Source organism: Stenotrophomonas sp. 220_Sma (genome assembly GCF_056487375.1).
In genome coordinates, this window is sequence record NZ_CM151348.1 from 29,718 (window position 1) to 45,806 (window position 16,089).

Below are 16,089 nucleotides of genomic sequence, written 5' to 3' on the forward strand. Positions count from 1 at the left end.
TCCACGCATGTCCGAACTCCAGCACCCGCTGCCCACCACCACGTTCCTGCCGCTGCAGCGCAAGTCGCTGGCGCGCTACGTTGCCCATGGCACGCCACCGCAGACCGCAGTGGAGCAGGCCGGCCTGATGGCCGCGCAGCTGTGCCGGACGCGCCTGCATCCGGCGGCCGAGATCGAGCGCCTGCTGCATGATGCCTGCGCGTTGTTTGCCGGCAACGAAGGCGCGGCTGCACAGCTGGCCGGGCCCGGTGGCGGTGGCCAACCGGAGCTGGATGCCTGGCTGACCGCATTGGCTGCCCACGGCGTGCTGCTGGCGCCGGCGGAGATCCTGCAGGACGTCATCGCGCAGTCGCCACGGGAGTACCCGGGCCTGGCCCTGCAGCAGGCCTGCCAGGAAACCCTGGTCGAACATGAGATCCGCTTTCCCGCCACCTTTTCCAGTGACGATGACGAGGCCACGCAGGATGACGTCGCCGCCGCGGATGCGCGGTCGGTCGAGCACCATGGCCTGTACACCTCCGAGCAGGCCCGCGTGCTGCGCGCCATCGCCGCCAACCCCGATGAGCTGATCGACCTCGATGGCTATGCCGGCACCGGCAAGGGCCACCTGGTGCTGGCGCTGATGGAGGCGCGGCCGGGCCGCTACACCTACGTGGCGCCTTCGCGTGGGCAGGTGGAAGCTTTCCGCGCCCGCGTGCCGGCCAGCACCGCGGTGCGCCTGCTGACCCAGATCGAGTTCGCCAACCGCGTGGCGCAGCACGCCGCGCGCAGCGGCCAGACCGGTGGCTTCGTTGCCAGCTACCGGCGCAGCACCCGTACTCCGCGCGAGATTGCCGGCCGCATCGGCCTGCAGGGCATCGGTGGGCGCAGCCCGGAGCAGGTGCTGCTGACCGCGTTCGAGGCCATCAACCGTTGGTGCGCGTCGTCGGCCCCGGGCTTGGCGTTCCAGCATTTCGACCGTTCGGTGCCCGCTGCGATGCTCGATGTGTCGCCGTACATGGCGGCCGCCGAGCACGTCTGGCGCTGCATGTTCGACGCCGAGCTGCAGCGGGGCACGCTGCTGAGCCTCAGCCCGGCGCACATCGGCAAGTGGTTGGCGCTGCGCGGCGTCACCCCCCCGCAGGACATGGGCATGCTGCTGGTGGACGAGGCGCATGACCTGAGCCCGTCGTGGAAGCAGTTGCTGGCCGGCCATGCGCCTGGCGTGGTCAGCCTGGGTGATCCGCACCAGTGCCTGACCGGTACGGTGCCGCGCTGGGCCGCGTCGAAGGTGCTGGAAATGCACCAGTCGGTGCGCCAGGGCAACCAGGTCGAGGGCCTGGTCAACCAGACCCTGGCACTGGATGGACTGGGCCAGGAAAGTGGGCCGTTCGTCGGTGCCACCGACCGCGCCACCGGTGTGCTGCATTACCGCGACTGGGCGCAGGTGCCGAGCGAGGGCCTGCGCATCCATGGCAGCGTCGCCGATCTGGCCCTGGACGCGGCACAGCTGCACGCACTCGGGCTGCGGCCCTACCTGCATCCGGCATCGCTGCGCGCGCTGCGCAGCGTGCTGCAGCGGCCACTGGATGCGTGGCGCCGGCGCCGCGACAGCGCATCGGACCAGGAATGGGAGCGCTTCCTGGCCACGCAGGCCGACGAAGGGCAGGGCGCGCTGGTCGAACTGTTTGCGTCTGCCGATCGGGTGCAGTCACTGCTGCTGGCGCTTGATGACCAGGACACGCCCGCTGAAGGGCGGGTGGCGCTGTGCCTGGCCGAACACGCGAAGAACCTGCAGTTCGACGTGGTCTCGCTGTCGCCCGGTTGCTTCAGTGCGGGGCAGGGCAGGCACATCTGGCACAACCCGGTGCGCGCGGTCTATCTGGCGCTGACCCGTGCGCGACGCCAGCTGCATGTGCCGGCCGATGGCATGGAACAACTGCAGCATACGGCGACACTGCAGGAGCAGGCCCGCCAGATGCGCAGGCGCGAGCGGCAGCAGGCCAGCGGTTACCGGCCCGCGCGCTAGCACGCGCGTCGCTGTCTGGCAGCGACACGCCGGCTCAGGTCAGCACTTGTCCTTGCGGCCCATCAGCTTGCCCAGGCGCGAGGCTTCCTCGCACTTCGGCGCGGCCACCGGTGCCGGTGCGGCCGCCGCGGCACGTGCGCGCTGCAGCTGCTGGATCTTCGCGCGGATCTGCGGCATGGCTGCCATCGCGGCCTTTTCGCCTTCCAGGATGGCGGTGCCACGCTGGCTGAAATCGGCGGCGCCGATGTCCAGCACCTTCGGGCGGATGACGATGTCGGCGCGTGCCAGTTCCTGCTCGCCCAGGCGTTGGCCCATGATCGAGATGGACTGGTTGACGATGCCCAGCATGTCGGTCGGCGCCTTGCCGCTGGCCTTGCTGGAGATGTCCACGGCGATCACGAAGTCGGCGCCGAGCTGGCGCGCGGCATCCACCGGCACCGGGCTGACCACGCCGCCATCGATGTAGTTGCGGCCGCCGATCTTCACCGGTTCGAACACACCGGGAATGCTGCTGGACGCGCGCACCGCCTGGCCGACGTTGCCGCGGACGAAAATCGAGCGCTCGCCGGTTTCGAGCTGGGTGGCGACGGCGGCGAACGGCTTCTTCAGGCGCTCGGCAGGACGGTTGGCAACCTGCTCGTTGACGTAGTCCTGCAGCTTCTGGCCCTGCACCAGGCCGCCGGAGAACAGGCGCACGTCGCGGATGCTGGCTTCGTCCAGCGCGACCGCCTTGCTCTGCATCTGGAACGCGTCCATGCCGCTGGCATACAGCGCACCCACCACGCTGCCGGCGCTGGTGCCGGACACCACGGCCGGCTCGAAGCCATTGGCCTCCAGCATCTTGATCACGCCGATGTGGGCGAAGCCCTTGGCCGCGCCGCCTCCGAGGGCGATGCCGATCTTCACCGGCTTGGCCTGCGGCACCACGGTGGGTGCCGGCGGCGGCGTGGGACGGACCGGATCGCCACCGCAGCCGGCCAGCAGGCCGATCAGGGCGACGGACAGCAGCATGCGGGGGCGGAACAGGCTCATCGGCAGTGCGCTCGCGGCGCCGGATTCAGGAAAGGGCGCCAGCATACCGAAGCCGTGGCGGGGCGGGCAGGGTGGGAAACATCGCCCATTCATAAAGGTAGTGCCGGCCGCTGGCCGGCAATCATTGGGAACCTGGCAACGGTTCATGAGGCTGCCGGCCAGCGGCCGGCACTACCGGGACGCTCGCCAAGGTCCATGGGGCTGCCGGCCAGCGGCAGGCACGACCGGGATGCGCGCCAAGGTCCATGAGGTTGCGGGCCAGCGGCCGGCACGACCGGGGGCGGTCAGAACCGGTTGTCGCCGTCCAGCATCCGGCCCAGGCCGCCCAGCACCGAGCCTTCGCCGCGGTTCTGGCCACCGCCCTGCGGCGCGGCCATCCACATGCGGCCGGCCAGACGCGAGAACGGCAGCGACTGCAGCCAGACCTTGCCCGGACCGGTCAGCGTGGCCAGGAACACGCCTTCGCCACCGAACAGCATGCTCTTGATGCCGGCCACCCGGCGCACGTCCATGTCTACGGTCGGGTGGTAGGCCACCACGCAGCCGGTATCCACATCCAGGCGCTCGCCCGCGGCCAGCTCGCGCTCCACCACGCAACCGCCGGCATGGATGAACACCCAGCCGTCGCCTTCCAGCTTCTGCATGATGAAACCTTCGCCGCCGAACAGGCCGGTCATGATCTTGCGCTGGAACTGCACGCCGATCTGCACGCCGCGCGCGCCGGCCAGGAAGCTGTCCTTCTGGCAGATCAGGCGGCCGCCATGCTGGTCCAGCTTCATTGCCAGCACGGTGCCGGGGTAGGGCGCGGCGAAGGCGACCTTGCCCTTGCCGTGGCCGCTCTGGGTGTAGACGGTGGCGAACAGGCTCTCGCCGGTCAGCACGCGCTTGCCGGCGGCCATCACCTTGCCCATGAAGCCGCCGCCCTGGTCGCCGTTGGCGGCGCCGAACACCGTGTCCATCTGCACGGTGGCATCCTTGAACATCAATGCGCCGGCCTCGGCAATGGCGCTCTCACCGGGGTCGAGCTCGATCTCCACGAACTGCATTTCATGGCCGACGATGCGGAATTCGATGTCGTCGGCGCGGCCGCTGGCCGCGGCGGGGACCGGCGGCGGGGTGTTCGGCATGCCCGGGGCCGCGGACTGCAGTTCGGGCACCTCGGCAATCGAGGTCCACCCGCTCATGCCCTGGCACCAGGCCAGGGCGCGCGGGTTGGCCTGCGCATAACGGCGCGCGGCCTCGTCATCAAGCGGGCCGATACGCTCGGCCTGGGCGGAGGCATGGAAGTACCACTGGGTCATCGCGGCGGCTCTGCAGGGCTGGAAAACCCCGAGTCTAGCGAGGGCGCGGGGGCCGGGGCGACGCGGCCATGAACGGCAGGCATTTGCGGGGCAGGTGCTGTATTGCAACAATTATCTGGTAGCGCCGTTTTACCACCCCTCCAAACACAGCCTACCGCCATGTCTCCGACCCGCACTTCCCGTGGCCGCCTTCCGGTCGCGCGCCCCCTCGTTGCCGCTCTTTCCGCCCTGTTGCCGCTGGTAGCAGCCGCCCAGGAAACTCCCGCTGCCAAGGATCCGGTTGCCCTTGATGCCCTGCAGGTGACCGCGCAGCGCCGCGTCGAGAACGCCAAGGACGTGCCGGTCGCGATCAGCGCGATCCAGGGCGAGAAGCTCGATGTGCTGGGTTCGGCGGGCGACGACATCCGCTTCCTGGCCGCGCGCGTGCCCAGCCTCAACATCGAGTCGTCCTACGGCCGTGCCTTCCCGCGCTTCTACATCCGTGGCCTGGGCAACACCGACTTCGACCTCAATGCGTCGCAGCCGGTGTCGCTGGTGTACGACGACGTGGTGCAGGAAAGCCCGCTGCTGAAGGGCTTCCCGCTGTTCGACCTGGCCAATGTGGAAGTGCTGCGTGGCCCGCAGGGCACGCTGTTCGGCCGCAACACCCCGGCCGGCGTGGTCAAGTTCGATTCGGCGCGCCCGTCGCAGGATGCCGACGGCTACGTGCGCGTGGGCTATGGCAGCTACAACAGCTGGAACGTGCAGGGCGCCTATGGCGGCCCGCTGACCGACCGCTGGTCGGCACGCGTCTCGGCCATCTACCAGCGCCGTGACGACTGGGTCGACAACACCCGCGCCGGTGCGCCCAACAGCGGTTTCGAAGGTTATGACGAAGCCGCCGGCCGCGTGCAGTTCCTGTACGAAGGCGACGACTTCGAAGCACTGTTCAACCTGCACAAGCGCAAGCTCAACGGCACCGCCCGCCTGTTCCGTGCCAACATCATCCAGAAGGGTGGCAACGGCCTGGTCGAGAACTTCGATCGCGACAAGGTGGCCAACGATGGCGTCAACTTCTCCGACCTGGAAACCTGGGGCGGCAGCGCGCGCCTGCAGTGGAACCTCGGTTCGGTGACCCTGCACTCGATCACCGGTTATGAAACCGCCGAATCGCTCAATCGTGGTGACATCGACGGTGGCTACGGCGACGCATCGCTGGGCGCTGGCAACTATGGGCCGGGCTTCATCCCGTTCTCGTCGGAGTCGGCCGACGGCCTGCCGCACCATCGCCAGTGGACGCAGGAATTCCGCGTTGAATCCAACGAATGGGGCCGCTTCGACTGGCAGGCCGGCGTCTTCTATTTCGACGAAGACGTGACCATCAACAACTTCAACTACAACTCGTTGAAGCCGGGCAATCCGCAGACCGGCCACGTGGTGCAGAACCAGCGCAACAAGGCATGGGCGGTGTTCGCCTCGGGTGACTTCGATGTCACCGACCGCTTCAAGCTGCGTGCCGGCGTGCGCTACACCCAGGACAAGAAGGACTTCAACGCCAGCGTGCTGCAGGCCGTGCCGTTCGGCACCCCGGTCAGTGGCCCGTACCTGGCCAACACCGACGTCAACGACGTCAGCTGGGATGTCAGCGGCGTGTACAAGCTGACCGACAACGTGAATGCCTACGCCCGCGTGGCCAAGGGCTTCCGTGCGCCGTCGATCCAGGGCCGCCTGGCCTTCGCGCCGGGCCTGTCGCAGGCCGATTCGGAGAAGGTGATCTCGTACGAAGCCGGCATCAAGGCCGACCTGTTCGAGCGCCGTGCGCGCCTGGGCCTGAGCGTGTTCCGCTACAACGTTGACGGCCAGCAGCTGATCGCCGTGGGCGGCACCAACAACACCGCCACCCTGCTCAACGCCGACAAGACCATCGGCCAGGGCGTGGAGCTGGACCTGGAAGCCTATCTGGCTGACAACGTGCTGCTGACCTTCGGCAGCAGCTACAACGACACCGAGATCAAGGACAAGGATCTGGCGGTAGCGATCTGCGGCGGTGGCTGCACCATCAACGACCCGACCACCGTCATCAACGGTGGCACCTACGCACTGGTCAACGGCAATCCGCTGCCGCAGGCGCCGAAGTGGATCCACAACGCGACCCTGCGTGTCGGCTTCCCGCTCAGCGATGGCAGCGAGCTGTATGCCTACACCGACTGGGCCTACCGCAGCGCGGTGAACTTCTTCATCTACGAGTCGCCGGAATTCCGCGGCCGTAGTTCGCTGGAAGGCGGCCTGCGCCTGGGCTACAACTGGGATTACGGCCAGTACGACGTGGCCGTGTTCGGCCGCAACCTGACCAACCAGACCCGCGTGGTCGGCGCGATCGACTTCAACAACCTGACCGGCTTCCTCAACGAGCCGCGTACCTGGGGCGTGGAGTTCACCGCGAAGTTCTGATGTGGTGGCTGCGTTGATGCAATGAAGAAGGGCCGGCGCAATGCCGGCCCTTCTGCTTTACACCCATCGGTAGTGCCGGCCGCTGGCCGGCAACAATTGAACCGCCAGGCGCTTACAGCGCGCTCTGCGGGCGCACCTTCAGCACCGCTTCCTCGGCCGCGCAGTCGCGGCTGGAGTGCAGGCCGGCCTTGCGCGCGGCAGCGATCTCCTTGCGTGCGGCCAGCAGGTCCTTGTTGAACGCGGCGTTGTCATGCAGGCGGGCCACGGCGGCGGCGCCCATGAAGCGGCCTTCCAGGATGTCGCTCTGCCAGTGCACGTTGCACACCAGGCGGCTCTCGCCGTAGTTGCGGCCGCGCGCCTGGATGGCATCGGCGCGATCCGGTGCGATCTCCGACAGGATCAGGGCCCAGGCCCAGCCGATCGAGGTGTGGCCGGACGGGTACGAGCCGTTCTTGCGCAGGCCTTCTTCGTCCTTCGGCGAGCAGGTCGGTTCACCATTGACCATGAACGGGCGCGGGCGCTGGTAGTGGTTCTTGGCGGCCTTGGTGGCGGCGCTGGCGTCGATCCGGCTGCGCTCCAGCAGGCGGTACAGCGCCGGGGTCTTCACCGCATCGACGTCGATGTCGGCGGCGCAGGAGAAGTGGTTGGCGCCTTCGGGGAAGCCGAGTTCCGCATCGACACCGGCCTGGGCGAAGCGCGGGCTGCCACGCAGCGCGCGGGCTTCACGGCTGACCTGTTCGTCGAGGGCGAGGGCGGCCGAACCGGCCACCGGCGGTGCTGGCACCAGGTCGAGGCTGGCCGGTACCGCGCTCTTGTCCAGATAGCCCACCGCCTTGGTGGTGATGTTGGCTTCGACGGCGGTCGGCTTGGCGGCGGTGGCGGCACAACCGGCCAGGGCCGCGATGACGGCAAGGCCGAGCAGCGGGCGGGCAGGGTGGGAAATCAGCGACATGGACAGGCTCCGGAGGAAAAACATCGCGCCATGATCGCAGCCCGTATACGACACCGCAGTGGCCATCGGTCATACGGCCAGACCCGGCATGGTCATCCCGGCGATATGAAAAGCGTCATCGAGTGACGTCAGTCTCCTGAATCCGGGCGCAGCGCACGGACTTTCACGCGGCCGCGCCGCGAGCATCGGCACAACGGCAAGCACCAGGGGCCGTCCAGTTCCAGCCGGGTCGGGGGGATCCGTTGACAGAGGGAGAGAAGCGATGCGCAGCACCGCAACAGGAAGTACCGTCCTGGCCCTGCTCCTCGGGCTGGCAGCCGCGCCGGCACAGGCGGCCGACGTGGTCGGCGTGGCCTTCGTGCATGGCACCGGCGCACAGACCAACGCCACCCAGGACTACTGGCAGCCGGCGATCATCGATACCGTGCGCCAGGGCCTGCCCAACAGCAGCAACTACGTCGTCATCAACTGCGACTTCACCCAGTACATGTGGAAGCCGGAAGCGGCCGGCTGCCTGGCCAATCAGCTGACCGGCTTCATCGACAGCCGTGGCATCACCCAGCTGGTGGTGATCACCCACTCCAACGGCGGCAACGTGATGCGCTGGATCCTGTCCAACCCGACCTACGACAGCCGCTATCCGAAGATCATCCGCACGGTGCGCAAGGTCAACGCGCTGGCACCGTCTTCGGCCGGCACGCCGTTGGCCGATGCGGTGCTCAACGGCAACACCTTTGAAACCTCGCTGGGCTGGCTGCTGGGCTACAAGAACGACGCCGTGCGCCAGCAGCAGGTGGCGAGCATGGCCACCTACAACGCACAGAACCTGTACGGCACCGCCGGCCGTCCCGCCCTGCCCAAGCCGTTCCGCGCGGTGGTCGGCAGCGACGTGGAGTCGGCGGTGTGGGACAGCAACAGCTACTGCGGTGGCTATGCCGCCAACGTCGGCCTGGAGTTCACCCAGAACTGGCTGTCGTCCTGCTCCGATGGCTTCCTGGAGTGCAGCAGCCAGAAGGCCGCCGGCACCACCTGGTTCACCGACAAGGCGCGTACCCAGGGTGCAGAACCGCTCAGCCACAACCAGAGCCGCCGCGAGTGCTTCGGCCTCGGCACCCTGCTGCGCAACGACCTGACCCAGTGAGGGAGACGACCATGACGATTCAATCCACCCTGCTGGCCGGCGCCACCCTGGCAGTGCTGTCCCTTTCCGCAGCGCAGGCCGCGCAGCCGCTGCAGGCCGCCCGTGCGGGCGATCAGGTGCCTGCCGCCCTGGTAGCCGCGCCGCTTCCCGCCGATGAGAGCGAACACGCGCCACTGGCCTTTGCCTGGGCACTGGACCCCGCACAACCGCTGCAGGCGGCCACGCCGTATGCCTCGGTCAGCCGCAGCTACTGGCAGCAGGTTGATGGCACGCAGCTGCAACGCGGCCTGGACCTGCCACTGACGGCGCCGGATGCGGTGATCCAGCTGAGCCCGGCCGACGGTGCCCGCGCGCTGCCGGCCAACACGCTACAGGTGCGCGACCCGGCCGGCCGCAGCAGCGTGGCGCGCAGTGTCGATGCGCGCGCGCTGCAGGACGCCGGCATGCCGGTCAGCGATGGCAGCAGCATGCTCCGTACCGGCGCGACCAGTGCCGTCGGTGCCTACACGCTGCAGAGCGCGCAGGCCCAGGGCCGCTACGTGGTGCAGGTGCTGGAGCCGAACAGCCCGCTGCGGCTGGAGGTGCAGGCCAACCAGGCGCAGGTGCTGGCCGGCGGCAACATGCAGCTGCAGGCACGCCTGCTGGAAGACGGCGCCACCACCGCGCAGCTGGCATCGCGTCGTGGTGGGCTGGGCGGTGAAGCCCTGCTGGTCGCACCGGATGGCCGCAGCTGGCCGCAGCGCCTGCTGCGCACTACCGATGGCAGCCTGCGCGCGCAGGTGCGGATCCCGGCCGATGTCGGCAGCGTGCAGGGGCTGTGGGAATTGCAGGTGTTCGCCCAGGCCGACGGTGTGCTGCGCGATGGCAAGGTCGCCTTTGCGGTGGCACGGCCGACTGCCCGCTTCAGTGGCCAGGCGGCACCGGATCCGTCCAATCGCCAGGTGGCACTGCCATTGCAGGTGGCCGCCGCAGGCCGCTATGAGGCACGGGGCACGCTGTATGCCACGGCCCGCGATGGCCAGTTGAAGCCGGTCGCACAGGCACATGCGGCCGCGTGGTTCGATGGCCCGGGCGCAGGCCAGCTGGTGCTGCCGTTCGACCAGGCCGCATTGCCGGCCGGCTTCGGCGCACCGTACGAGCTGCGCGACCTGCAGCTGCAGGATCAGAGCCGGATGGCACCGATCGAGTCACGCGCGCTGGCGTTGCGGTTCTGAGCAAAGCGGTGGCGGGCCGGAACATCCGGCCCGCTGCCCCGCCTTCTGTAGAGCCGAGCCATGCTCGGCTGCTTCTGCTCGCGGCGAACGGCAGTCGAGCATGGCTCGACTCTACAGACGGTTACGGAGAGCGATGCATCTGTCTATCCCGCGTACGCGGTCAGTCGGCCTTCCTGCTCGACCACCGTGATCGCGCCGCCGAACACCGCCGACAGCGGTTCGTTGCGCAGCAGCTCGGCGCGGGTGCCATCGGCCAGTACGCGGCCGTCGCGCAGCAGCACCACCCGCTCGATCTCGGGAATGATCTCTTCGATGTGATGGGTCACCAGCACCAGGGTGATGCCCTGCTGTGCCAGCACCCGCATGGTTGCCACCAGCTGTTCGCGGGCAACCAGGTCCAGCCCGGTGGAAGGTTCGTCCAGCAGGAGTGCCTGCGGCCGATTGACCAGCGCGCGGGCGATCAGCACGCGGCGGGTCTCGCCGGCGGACAACTCGGCGTAGGCGCGGTCGCGCAGCGACAGCGCGCCGGTCATCGCCAGTGTCTCGCCGACGCGTGCACGCATGTCGGCGGTCACCTCGCGGAAGGCCGGCACCACGTAGCTGGCGAAGAAGCCGGACAGCACCGCCTGTTCCACGGTCAGCCCGGGCATGTCGGCCAGGTTGCTGCTGAGGTCGCCGGTGACGATGCCCAGCTGCGAGCGCAGCCGGTCCACCTGCCAGCGGTTCTGGCCCAGCACCTTCACCGCCACCGCGCCGTCGCCCTGGGCCAGCGGGTACAGCTCGCGGGTGATCAGCTTGATGAAGGTGGACTTGCCGCAGCCGTTGGGGCCGAGCAGGGCGGTGTGCTGGCCCTGCGCGATGCGCAGGCTGAGCCCGTGCAGCACCTTCACCTGGCCGCGTACCACGGTGGCGCGGTCCAGTTCGATCAAGGGGGCTGCTCCGCCAGGGGCGGGGCGGCGGTCATGGCGCTGGCGCGTGGATCAAGGCTCGACAACTCAGGTCCCCAACTGTGAACGGTGCCTCGGATGGCGATGCAGAGCATCGCCGCAGGGATGCAGTTTGCAACGCAAGCGCCCATGATGTCTGCCATCCCCGCGTCGACCCGGAGAGCCGTCATGCCAGATGCCCTGATGTCCCTGTTGACCGGTGGTGTGCTCGGCCTGGGGTGGTGGGCCATGCTGGCGGTGCTGCTGGTCTTCACCCAGATCACCATCTTCTCGGTGACCCTGTACCTGCACCGCAGCCAGGCCCATCGTGGGGTCGATTTCCACCCGGCGCTGGCCCATGTGTTCCGCTTCTGGCTGTGGCTGACCACCTCGATGATCACCCGCGAGTGGGTGGCCATCCACCGCAAGCACCACGCCAAGGTGGAGACCGAGGACGACCCGCACAGCCCGGTCACCCGTGGCATCGGCAAGGTGTTCTGGCACGGCGTGGAGCTGTACCGCGAAGCGCGTGGCATGCGCGCGGACATCGAGCAGTACGGGCGCGGCACCCCGGATGATGCGATCGAGCGCCGCCTGTATACCCCGCATGCCACGTTGGGGCCGGTGCTGCTGTTCGCGATCAATACCGTGTTGTTTGGCCTGCCGGGCGTGGCCCTGTGGGCGATCCAGATGGCATGGATCCCGTTCTGGGCCGCGGGCGTGGTCAATGGCCTGGGGCACTGGTGGGGCTACCGCAACTACGAGTCCGCCGACACCTCCACCAATCTCACGCCGTGGGGGTTCTGGATCGGTGGCGAGGAGCTGCACAACAACCATCATGCCTTCCCCAGTTCGGCGCGCTTCGCGATGCGGCGCTGGGAGTTCGATATCGGCTGGAGTGCGATCCGCCTGCTGCAGGCGCTGCGCCTGGCCAAGGTGCTGCGGGTGGCGCCGGCCATGGACGTGCGCCCGAACATCGCCGTGCCCGATGCTGAAACCCTGAAGGCGCTGCTCTCGCACCGCTTCCAGGCGATGACCGACTACCAGCGCAATGTGTTCATGCCGGCCCTGCGCGAGGAAGCCGTGCAGGCCGGGGCCAAGCTGCGCCGCCTGCTGCCGCGCCGGCTGCGCCGTGGCCTGGTCAACGATGGCCGCTGGCTGAAGCCGGACAGTCGTGCCCAGCTCAGCGAATGGGTGGCGCAGCGCCCGCGCATCCGCACCCTGGTCGAGTACCGCGGGCGATTGGCCGCGTTGCTGGAAGCCCGCGGCCACGATGCCGCCGAGCGCCTGCATCAGTTGCAGGCGTGGTGCCGTGAGGCCGAGGAAAGCGGGATCGCCGCGCTGCAGGCCTATGCCGCACGGTTGAAGGGCTACAGCCTGGTGGGCGCGTGAGGGCTGGGTATGGGCTTGCGTTGACGATGCTGCTGCCGGGCGCGGCGCTGGCCCAGGTCACCGACACCACCAGCTACCTGCAGCGGATGGACAGCGATGGCGACGGCCGGGTGAGTGAATCCGAATACGTGCAGTGGATGCTGTATGCCTTCGACCGCATGGACCGCAATGGCGATGGCGTGCTGAGCGCAGACGAGCTGCCCGGCGGCAAGGGCAGGGCGATCAGCCGCGAGCAGCAGCGGCAGGTGATCGTGCAGCGTTTCCACAAGCAGGATGCCAACGGTGATGGCGTCCTGGATGCCCGTGAACTGGCGGCACCGCCACGCTGAGCGGGCGTAGAATCGGTTCATGCCTGAACTGCCCGAAGTCGAAACCACCCGCCGCGGCCTGGCGCCGCACCTGCAGGGCCGCCGCGTGCACGGCGTGATCCTGCGCCGCGCCGACCTGCGCTGGCCGATTCCGCCGGAAGTGGCCGAGCTGCTGCCGGGGCAGCGCATCGAGGAGATCCGCCGTCGCGCCAAGTACCTGCTGCTGGATACCGCCATCGGCAGCGCGGTGCTGCACCTGGGCATGTCCGGCAGCCTGCGTGTGCTGCCCGGTGATACGCCGGTGCGCGCCCACGACCACGTCGACATCAGCCTGGACAACGGCCGCCTGCTGCGCTTCAACGACCCGCGCCGCTTCGGCAGCCTGCTCTGGCAGCCCGCCGGTGAGATCCATCCGCTGCTGCAGGGGCTGGGCCCGGAGCCGCTGGACGACGCGTTCGACGGCGACTACCTGTTCGCCCGCAGCCGTAGCCGCAGCGCGCCGGTGAAGACCTTCCTGATGGACCAGGCGGTGGTGGTGGGCGTGGGCAACATCTACGCCGCCGAGAGCCTGTTCAAGGCCGGCATCAGTCCACTGCGCGAGGCCGGCAAGATCTCGCGCGGGCGCTATCAGCGGCTGGCCGACGCGGTGAAGGAAATCCTCGGCTACGCCATCACCCGTGGCGGCACCACCCTGCGCGATTTCATCAGCCCTGACGGCGCACCGGGCTACTTCGAACAGGAACTGCTGGTGTACGGCCGCGACGGGCTGCCCTGCCCGAACTGTGGCCGCGCGCTGAAGCACGCCACGATCGGCCAGCGCGCCAGCGTCTGGTGCAGCCACTGCCAGCGCTGAGGCGGGCGGCCAGCGGCAGCTGAACGGGCAGGGTACGTCTCCGCTGCCCGTTAACGTTTGTCTGCCTATGATGGCCGACCTTCCCTCTGTGCCTGACGCGCCTGCATGCAACGACGCGACTTCATCCGCAATGCCTCCCTCGCCCTGGCTGCATTCGGCCTGCCGTCCCTGCCCGCGTGCGCGGCCAGCAAGAGCGGCCAGATGGGCCTGCGCCGCCTCGGCCAGCCGCAGCCATTCGACTTCGCCACCCTGAAGGGCCAGGCGCGCGCGCTGGCACAGGCACCCTACAAGAGCCACAAGCGGGTGCTGCCGGGCCGCCTGGAAGGCCTGGACTGGGACCAGTACCAGTCGATCGGCTACCGCCAGGACCATGCGCTGTGGGCTGACCAGCCGGGCAAGTTCCAGGCCAAGTTCTTCCACCTGGGCCTGTACTTCCACTCGCCGGTGCGCATGTTCGACGTGGTCGACGGCAAGGCGCAGGAGCTGGCCTATGACGGCGCGGCGTTCAACTACGGCAAGAGCGGCATCAAGGACGGCGAGCTGCCGGCCGATCTGGGCTTCGCCGGCTTCCGCCTGAACACCCGCAAGGACACCGACCGCGACTTCGCGGCCTTCCTCGGCGCCAGCTACTTCCGCGCGGTCGGCAAGGAAGGCCAGTACGGCCAGTCCGCGCGCGGCCTGGCGATCGACACCGGCATGGGCAAGCCGGAGGAATTCCCGGACTTCATCGCCTACTACCTGGAGCAGCCGTCGGCCGATTCGGAGACGATCGTGGTCTACGGCCTGCTGGATTCGCCCAGCGTGGCCGGTGCGTACCGCTTCGCCATCACCAACGGCGACGTGCTGCTGATGGATATCGACAGCGCGCTGTACCCGCGCAAGGCGATCGAGCGGCTGGGCATCGCCCCGTGCACCAGCATGTACCAGGTGGGCGAGAACGACCGCCGCATGGCATGGGACTGGCGCCCGGAGATCCACGACACCGATGGCCTGTCGCTGTGGACCGGTGCCGGCGAATGGATCTGGCGACCGCTGCTGAATCCGCGCAACCTGCGCTTCAACATGTTCGTCGACCGCAACCCGCGTGGTTTCGGCCTGCTGCAGCGCGACCGCAACTTCGACCACTACCAGGACGACGGCGTGTTCTACGAGAAGCGCCCCTGCCTGTGGGTGGAGCCGAAGGGCGAATGGGGCGAGGGCTCGGTGCAGCTGGTGGAGATTCCCACCGTGGACGAGACCTTCGACAACATCGTGGCGTTCTGGAACCCGAAGGAAAAGCCGCAGCCGGGCCAGGAGCTGCTGGTCGGCTACCGCCTGTACTGGGGCGCCGAGCCGCCGGCACGGCCGCCGCTGGCGCACTGCGTGGCCAGCCGCACCGGCCTGGGCGGCGTGGTCGGCAAGAAGCGCGAGTATTTCAGCTGGCGCTTCGCGGTGGACTTCGAAGGCGGCGAACTGGCCAGGCTGATCGACAAGGGTGAGGTCGAGGCCGTGGTGGAAGCCAGCCGTGGCCGGGTCGAGATCGTGTCGGCGCGCCCGCTGCGCGAGATCAACGGCTACCGCGCGATGTTCGACCTGGTGCCGCCGGAAGGCAGCACCGAGCAGATCGACATCCGCCTGTTCCTGCGCAGTGGCGGCAAGACCCTCACCGAGACCTGGCTGTACCAGTACACCCCGCCGCCGGCAGGTGCGCCGGAGCGCACGCTGTACTGAATGGATGCGGCCCGGTGCCGGCTACACGCCGGCACCGTTGTTTCAAGGCTTGCTGTCGGTGGCGTGCGACTGGGTCGGCACACCCACTTCCACCGTGCCCCGGCGGATCTTCATCCAGGTTTCGTCCTGCCAGCGTTCGTACTGCTTCGGGTCCCAGTACTTCGGGTCGTAGAGGCGATCGGCCTTGATGGTGCGGGAGATTCCGCCGTCCATGTACACGATGTCGACGTTGTTGGACATCGAGCCGACGCGGCTGCCGGTCATCTCGCGGCGCCCCTTTCTGAGCACTTCGGCCATGCGTGGGCGCGCGACTTCGTCACCATACTCGGCGCGCAGCGCGCTTGCCTGCGCGCGCGCCGCATCATGCTGCTCCAGCGGCAGCGTGGCCCAGTACTCGTTGCGCAGCTCGACGAACAACGGATAGCCACGTTCGGCCGCCACCTCCATCCAGGCATAGGCCATGACCGGATTGCGCGGCTGCTCTACCCCGTACCAGTACATCTCGCCGAGGTAGCCCTGGGCAGGCTTGTCCGCATACCGCGCGGCCAGCCGGAAGTTGTCCATCGCGCCGTTGACATCGTTGCGACGCAGCGCGTTGACGCCCCATTGCCGGTACATCATGTCCGGGTGGCTGTCCATGAAACCGGCGCCGATCACCGCCGCATCGTCTTCACCTGACGGGCGCTCGGCCGCGGTGGCCAGCAGGGGCAGCAACAGCAGCGGCAGCAGCAGGAGGGCAGAGCGCATGTCGGACGTCCAGTTCGGCAGCAGGGGAGCCGCAGCCTAGGCGCGACAGCGCGTGCTTGTAAACCGCTGGAGGTC

Annotated in this window: 13 protein-coding genes; 8 read left to right on the forward strand and 5 right to left on the reverse strand. The window is 68.5% G+C overall.

Going from position 1 to position 16,089, the window contains the following annotated elements; all coding sequences use genetic code 11:
* The first annotated feature begins 7 nt into the window (after positions 1-7).
* The gene (locus ACZLIB_RS00145) at positions 8-2,008 is read left to right on the forward strand and encodes a hypothetical protein (RefSeq protein WP_478468857.1); all 2,001 of its coding nucleotides are present in this window, start codon (positions 8-10) and stop codon (positions 2,006-2,008) included.
* Positions 2,009-2,047: 39 nt separating this feature from the next.
* On the opposite strand, the gene ACZLIB_RS00150 is transcribed toward ACZLIB_RS00145, so the two are convergent.
* Both ACZLIB_RS00150 and ACZLIB_RS00155 read right to left on the reverse strand, forming a co-directional pair.
* Positions 2,048-3,040: a patatin-like phospholipase family protein gene (locus tag ACZLIB_RS00150; RefSeq protein ID WP_049399033.1), complete on the reverse strand. Its 993-nt coding sequence runs from the start codon at positions 3,038-3,040 to the stop codon at positions 2,048-2,050.
* A gap of 284 nt (positions 3,041-3,324) precedes the next feature.
* Positions 3,325-4,341, reverse strand: a complete 1,017-nt coding sequence (locus tag ACZLIB_RS00155; protein WP_032129262.1) for a TIGR00266 family protein — start codon at positions 4,339-4,341, stop codon at positions 3,325-3,327.
* A gap of 159 nt (positions 4,342-4,500) precedes the next feature.
* Here ACZLIB_RS00155 and ACZLIB_RS00160 point away from each other — a divergent pair, with 159 nt between their 5' ends.
* Entirely contained in the window at positions 4,501-6,771 is a 2,271-nt protein-coding gene (locus ACZLIB_RS00160; RefSeq protein ID WP_032129261.1) for a TonB-dependent receptor, read from the forward strand.
* Positions 6,772-6,883: 112 nt separating this feature from the next.
* Here ACZLIB_RS00160 and ACZLIB_RS00165 read toward each other — a convergent pair whose 3' ends face one another.
* Positions 6,884-7,723 (reverse strand): acid phosphatase, encoded by an 840-nt coding sequence (locus ACZLIB_RS00165; RefSeq protein ID WP_049399001.1) that lies wholly within the window; start codon positions 7,721-7,723, stop codon positions 6,884-6,886.
* Between the two features lie 262 nt (positions 7,724-7,985).
* Here ACZLIB_RS00165 and ACZLIB_RS00170 point away from each other — a divergent pair, with 262 nt between their 5' ends.
* Complete coding sequence (locus ACZLIB_RS00170; protein ID WP_049399000.1) at positions 7,986-8,864, forward strand: hypothetical protein; 879 nt, start codon at positions 7,986-7,988, stop codon at positions 8,862-8,864.
* Positions 8,865-8,875: 11 nt separating this feature from the next.
* Positions 8,876-10,078, forward strand: coding sequence for a DUF4785 domain-containing protein (locus ACZLIB_RS00175; RefSeq protein WP_478468858.1), 1,203 nt, complete (start codon positions 8,876-8,878; stop codon positions 10,076-10,078).
* 143 nt (positions 10,079-10,221) lie between these two features.
* Here ACZLIB_RS00175 and ACZLIB_RS00180 read toward each other — a convergent pair whose 3' ends face one another.
* Positions 10,222-11,007 carry an ABC transporter ATP-binding protein gene (locus ACZLIB_RS00180; protein WP_478468859.1) on the reverse strand — a complete coding sequence of 262 codons (786 nt, stop codon included), beginning with the start codon at positions 11,005-11,007 and terminating at the stop codon, positions 10,222-10,224.
* Between the two features lie 186 nt (positions 11,008-11,193).
* Between ACZLIB_RS00180 and ACZLIB_RS00185 the strand changes: the two genes are divergently transcribed.
* The 4 genes from ACZLIB_RS00185 to ACZLIB_RS00200 all read left to right on the forward strand — a co-directional run bounded on the left by ACZLIB_RS00185 (position 11,194) and on the right by ACZLIB_RS00200 (position 15,267).
* Positions 11,194-12,396 (forward strand): DesA family fatty acid desaturase, encoded by a 1,203-nt coding sequence (locus tag ACZLIB_RS00185; RefSeq protein ID WP_478468861.1) that lies wholly within the window; start codon positions 11,194-11,196, stop codon positions 12,394-12,396.
* A complete protein-coding gene (locus ACZLIB_RS00190; RefSeq protein WP_277779111.1) occupies positions 12,393-12,725 on the forward strand; it encodes an EF-hand domain-containing protein in 333 nt (110 codons plus the stop codon). Before ACZLIB_RS00185 ends, ACZLIB_RS00190 begins: the two co-directional genes overlap by 4 nt.
* 19 nt (positions 12,726-12,744) lie before the next feature.
* Positions 12,745-13,557 (forward strand): bifunctional DNA-formamidopyrimidine glycosylase/DNA-(apurinic or apyrimidinic site) lyase, encoded by an 813-nt coding sequence (gene mutM, locus ACZLIB_RS00195; protein WP_478468863.1) that lies wholly within the window; start codon positions 12,745-12,747, stop codon positions 13,555-13,557.
* 105 nt (positions 13,558-13,662) lie between these two features.
* Complete coding sequence (locus ACZLIB_RS00200; protein WP_012509627.1) at positions 13,663-15,267, forward strand: OpgD/OpgG family glucan biosynthesis protein; 1,605 nt, start codon at positions 13,663-13,665, stop codon at positions 15,265-15,267.
* 42 nt (positions 15,268-15,309) lie between these two features.
* Here the strand turns inward: ACZLIB_RS00200 and ACZLIB_RS00205 are convergent, their stop codons facing one another.
* Positions 15,310-16,014, reverse strand: coding sequence for an SEL1-like repeat protein (locus ACZLIB_RS00205; protein ID WP_032128680.1), 705 nt, complete (start codon positions 16,012-16,014; stop codon positions 15,310-15,312).
* Between the last annotated feature and the right edge of the window lie 75 nt (positions 16,015-16,089).

What these genes read in the sequence shown, in the direction of transcription:
- ACZLIB_RS00145 (WP_478468857.1), top strand. Translation starts at nt 8, where the DNA reads ATGTCCGAACTCCAGCACCCGCTGCCCACCACCACGTTCCTGCCGCTG.
- ACZLIB_RS00150 (WP_049399033.1), bottom strand. Translation starts at nt 3,040, where the DNA reads ATGAGCCTGTTCCGCCCCCGCATGCTGCTGTCCGTCGCCCTGATCGGC.
- ACZLIB_RS00155 (WP_032129262.1), bottom strand. Translation starts at nt 4,341, where the DNA reads ATGACCCAGTGGTACTTCCATGCCTCCGCCCAGGCCGAGCGTATCGGC.
- ACZLIB_RS00160 (WP_032129261.1), top strand. Translation starts at nt 4,501, where the DNA reads ATGTCTCCGACCCGCACTTCCCGTGGCCGCCTTCCGGTCGCGCGCCCC.
- ACZLIB_RS00165 (WP_049399001.1), bottom strand. Translation starts at nt 7,723, where the DNA reads ATGTCGCTGATTTCCCACCCTGCCCGCCCGCTGCTCGGCCTTGCCGTC.
- ACZLIB_RS00170 (WP_049399000.1), top strand. Translation starts at nt 7,986, where the DNA reads ATGCGCAGCACCGCAACAGGAAGTACCGTCCTGGCCCTGCTCCTCGGG.
- ACZLIB_RS00175 (WP_478468858.1), top strand. Translation starts at nt 8,876, where the DNA reads ATGACGATTCAATCCACCCTGCTGGCCGGCGCCACCCTGGCAGTGCTG.
- ACZLIB_RS00185 (WP_478468861.1), top strand. Translation starts at nt 11,194, where the DNA reads ATGCCAGATGCCCTGATGTCCCTGTTGACCGGTGGTGTGCTCGGCCTG.
- mutM (WP_478468863.1), top strand. Translation starts at nt 12,745, where the DNA reads ATGCCTGAACTGCCCGAAGTCGAAACCACCCGCCGCGGCCTGGCGCCG.
- ACZLIB_RS00200 (WP_012509627.1), top strand. Translation starts at nt 13,663, where the DNA reads ATGCAACGACGCGACTTCATCCGCAATGCCTCCCTCGCCCTGGCTGCA.
- ACZLIB_RS00205 (WP_032128680.1), bottom strand. Translation starts at nt 16,014, where the DNA reads ATGCGCTCTGCCCTCCTGCTGCTGCCGCTGCTGTTGCTGCCCCTGCTG.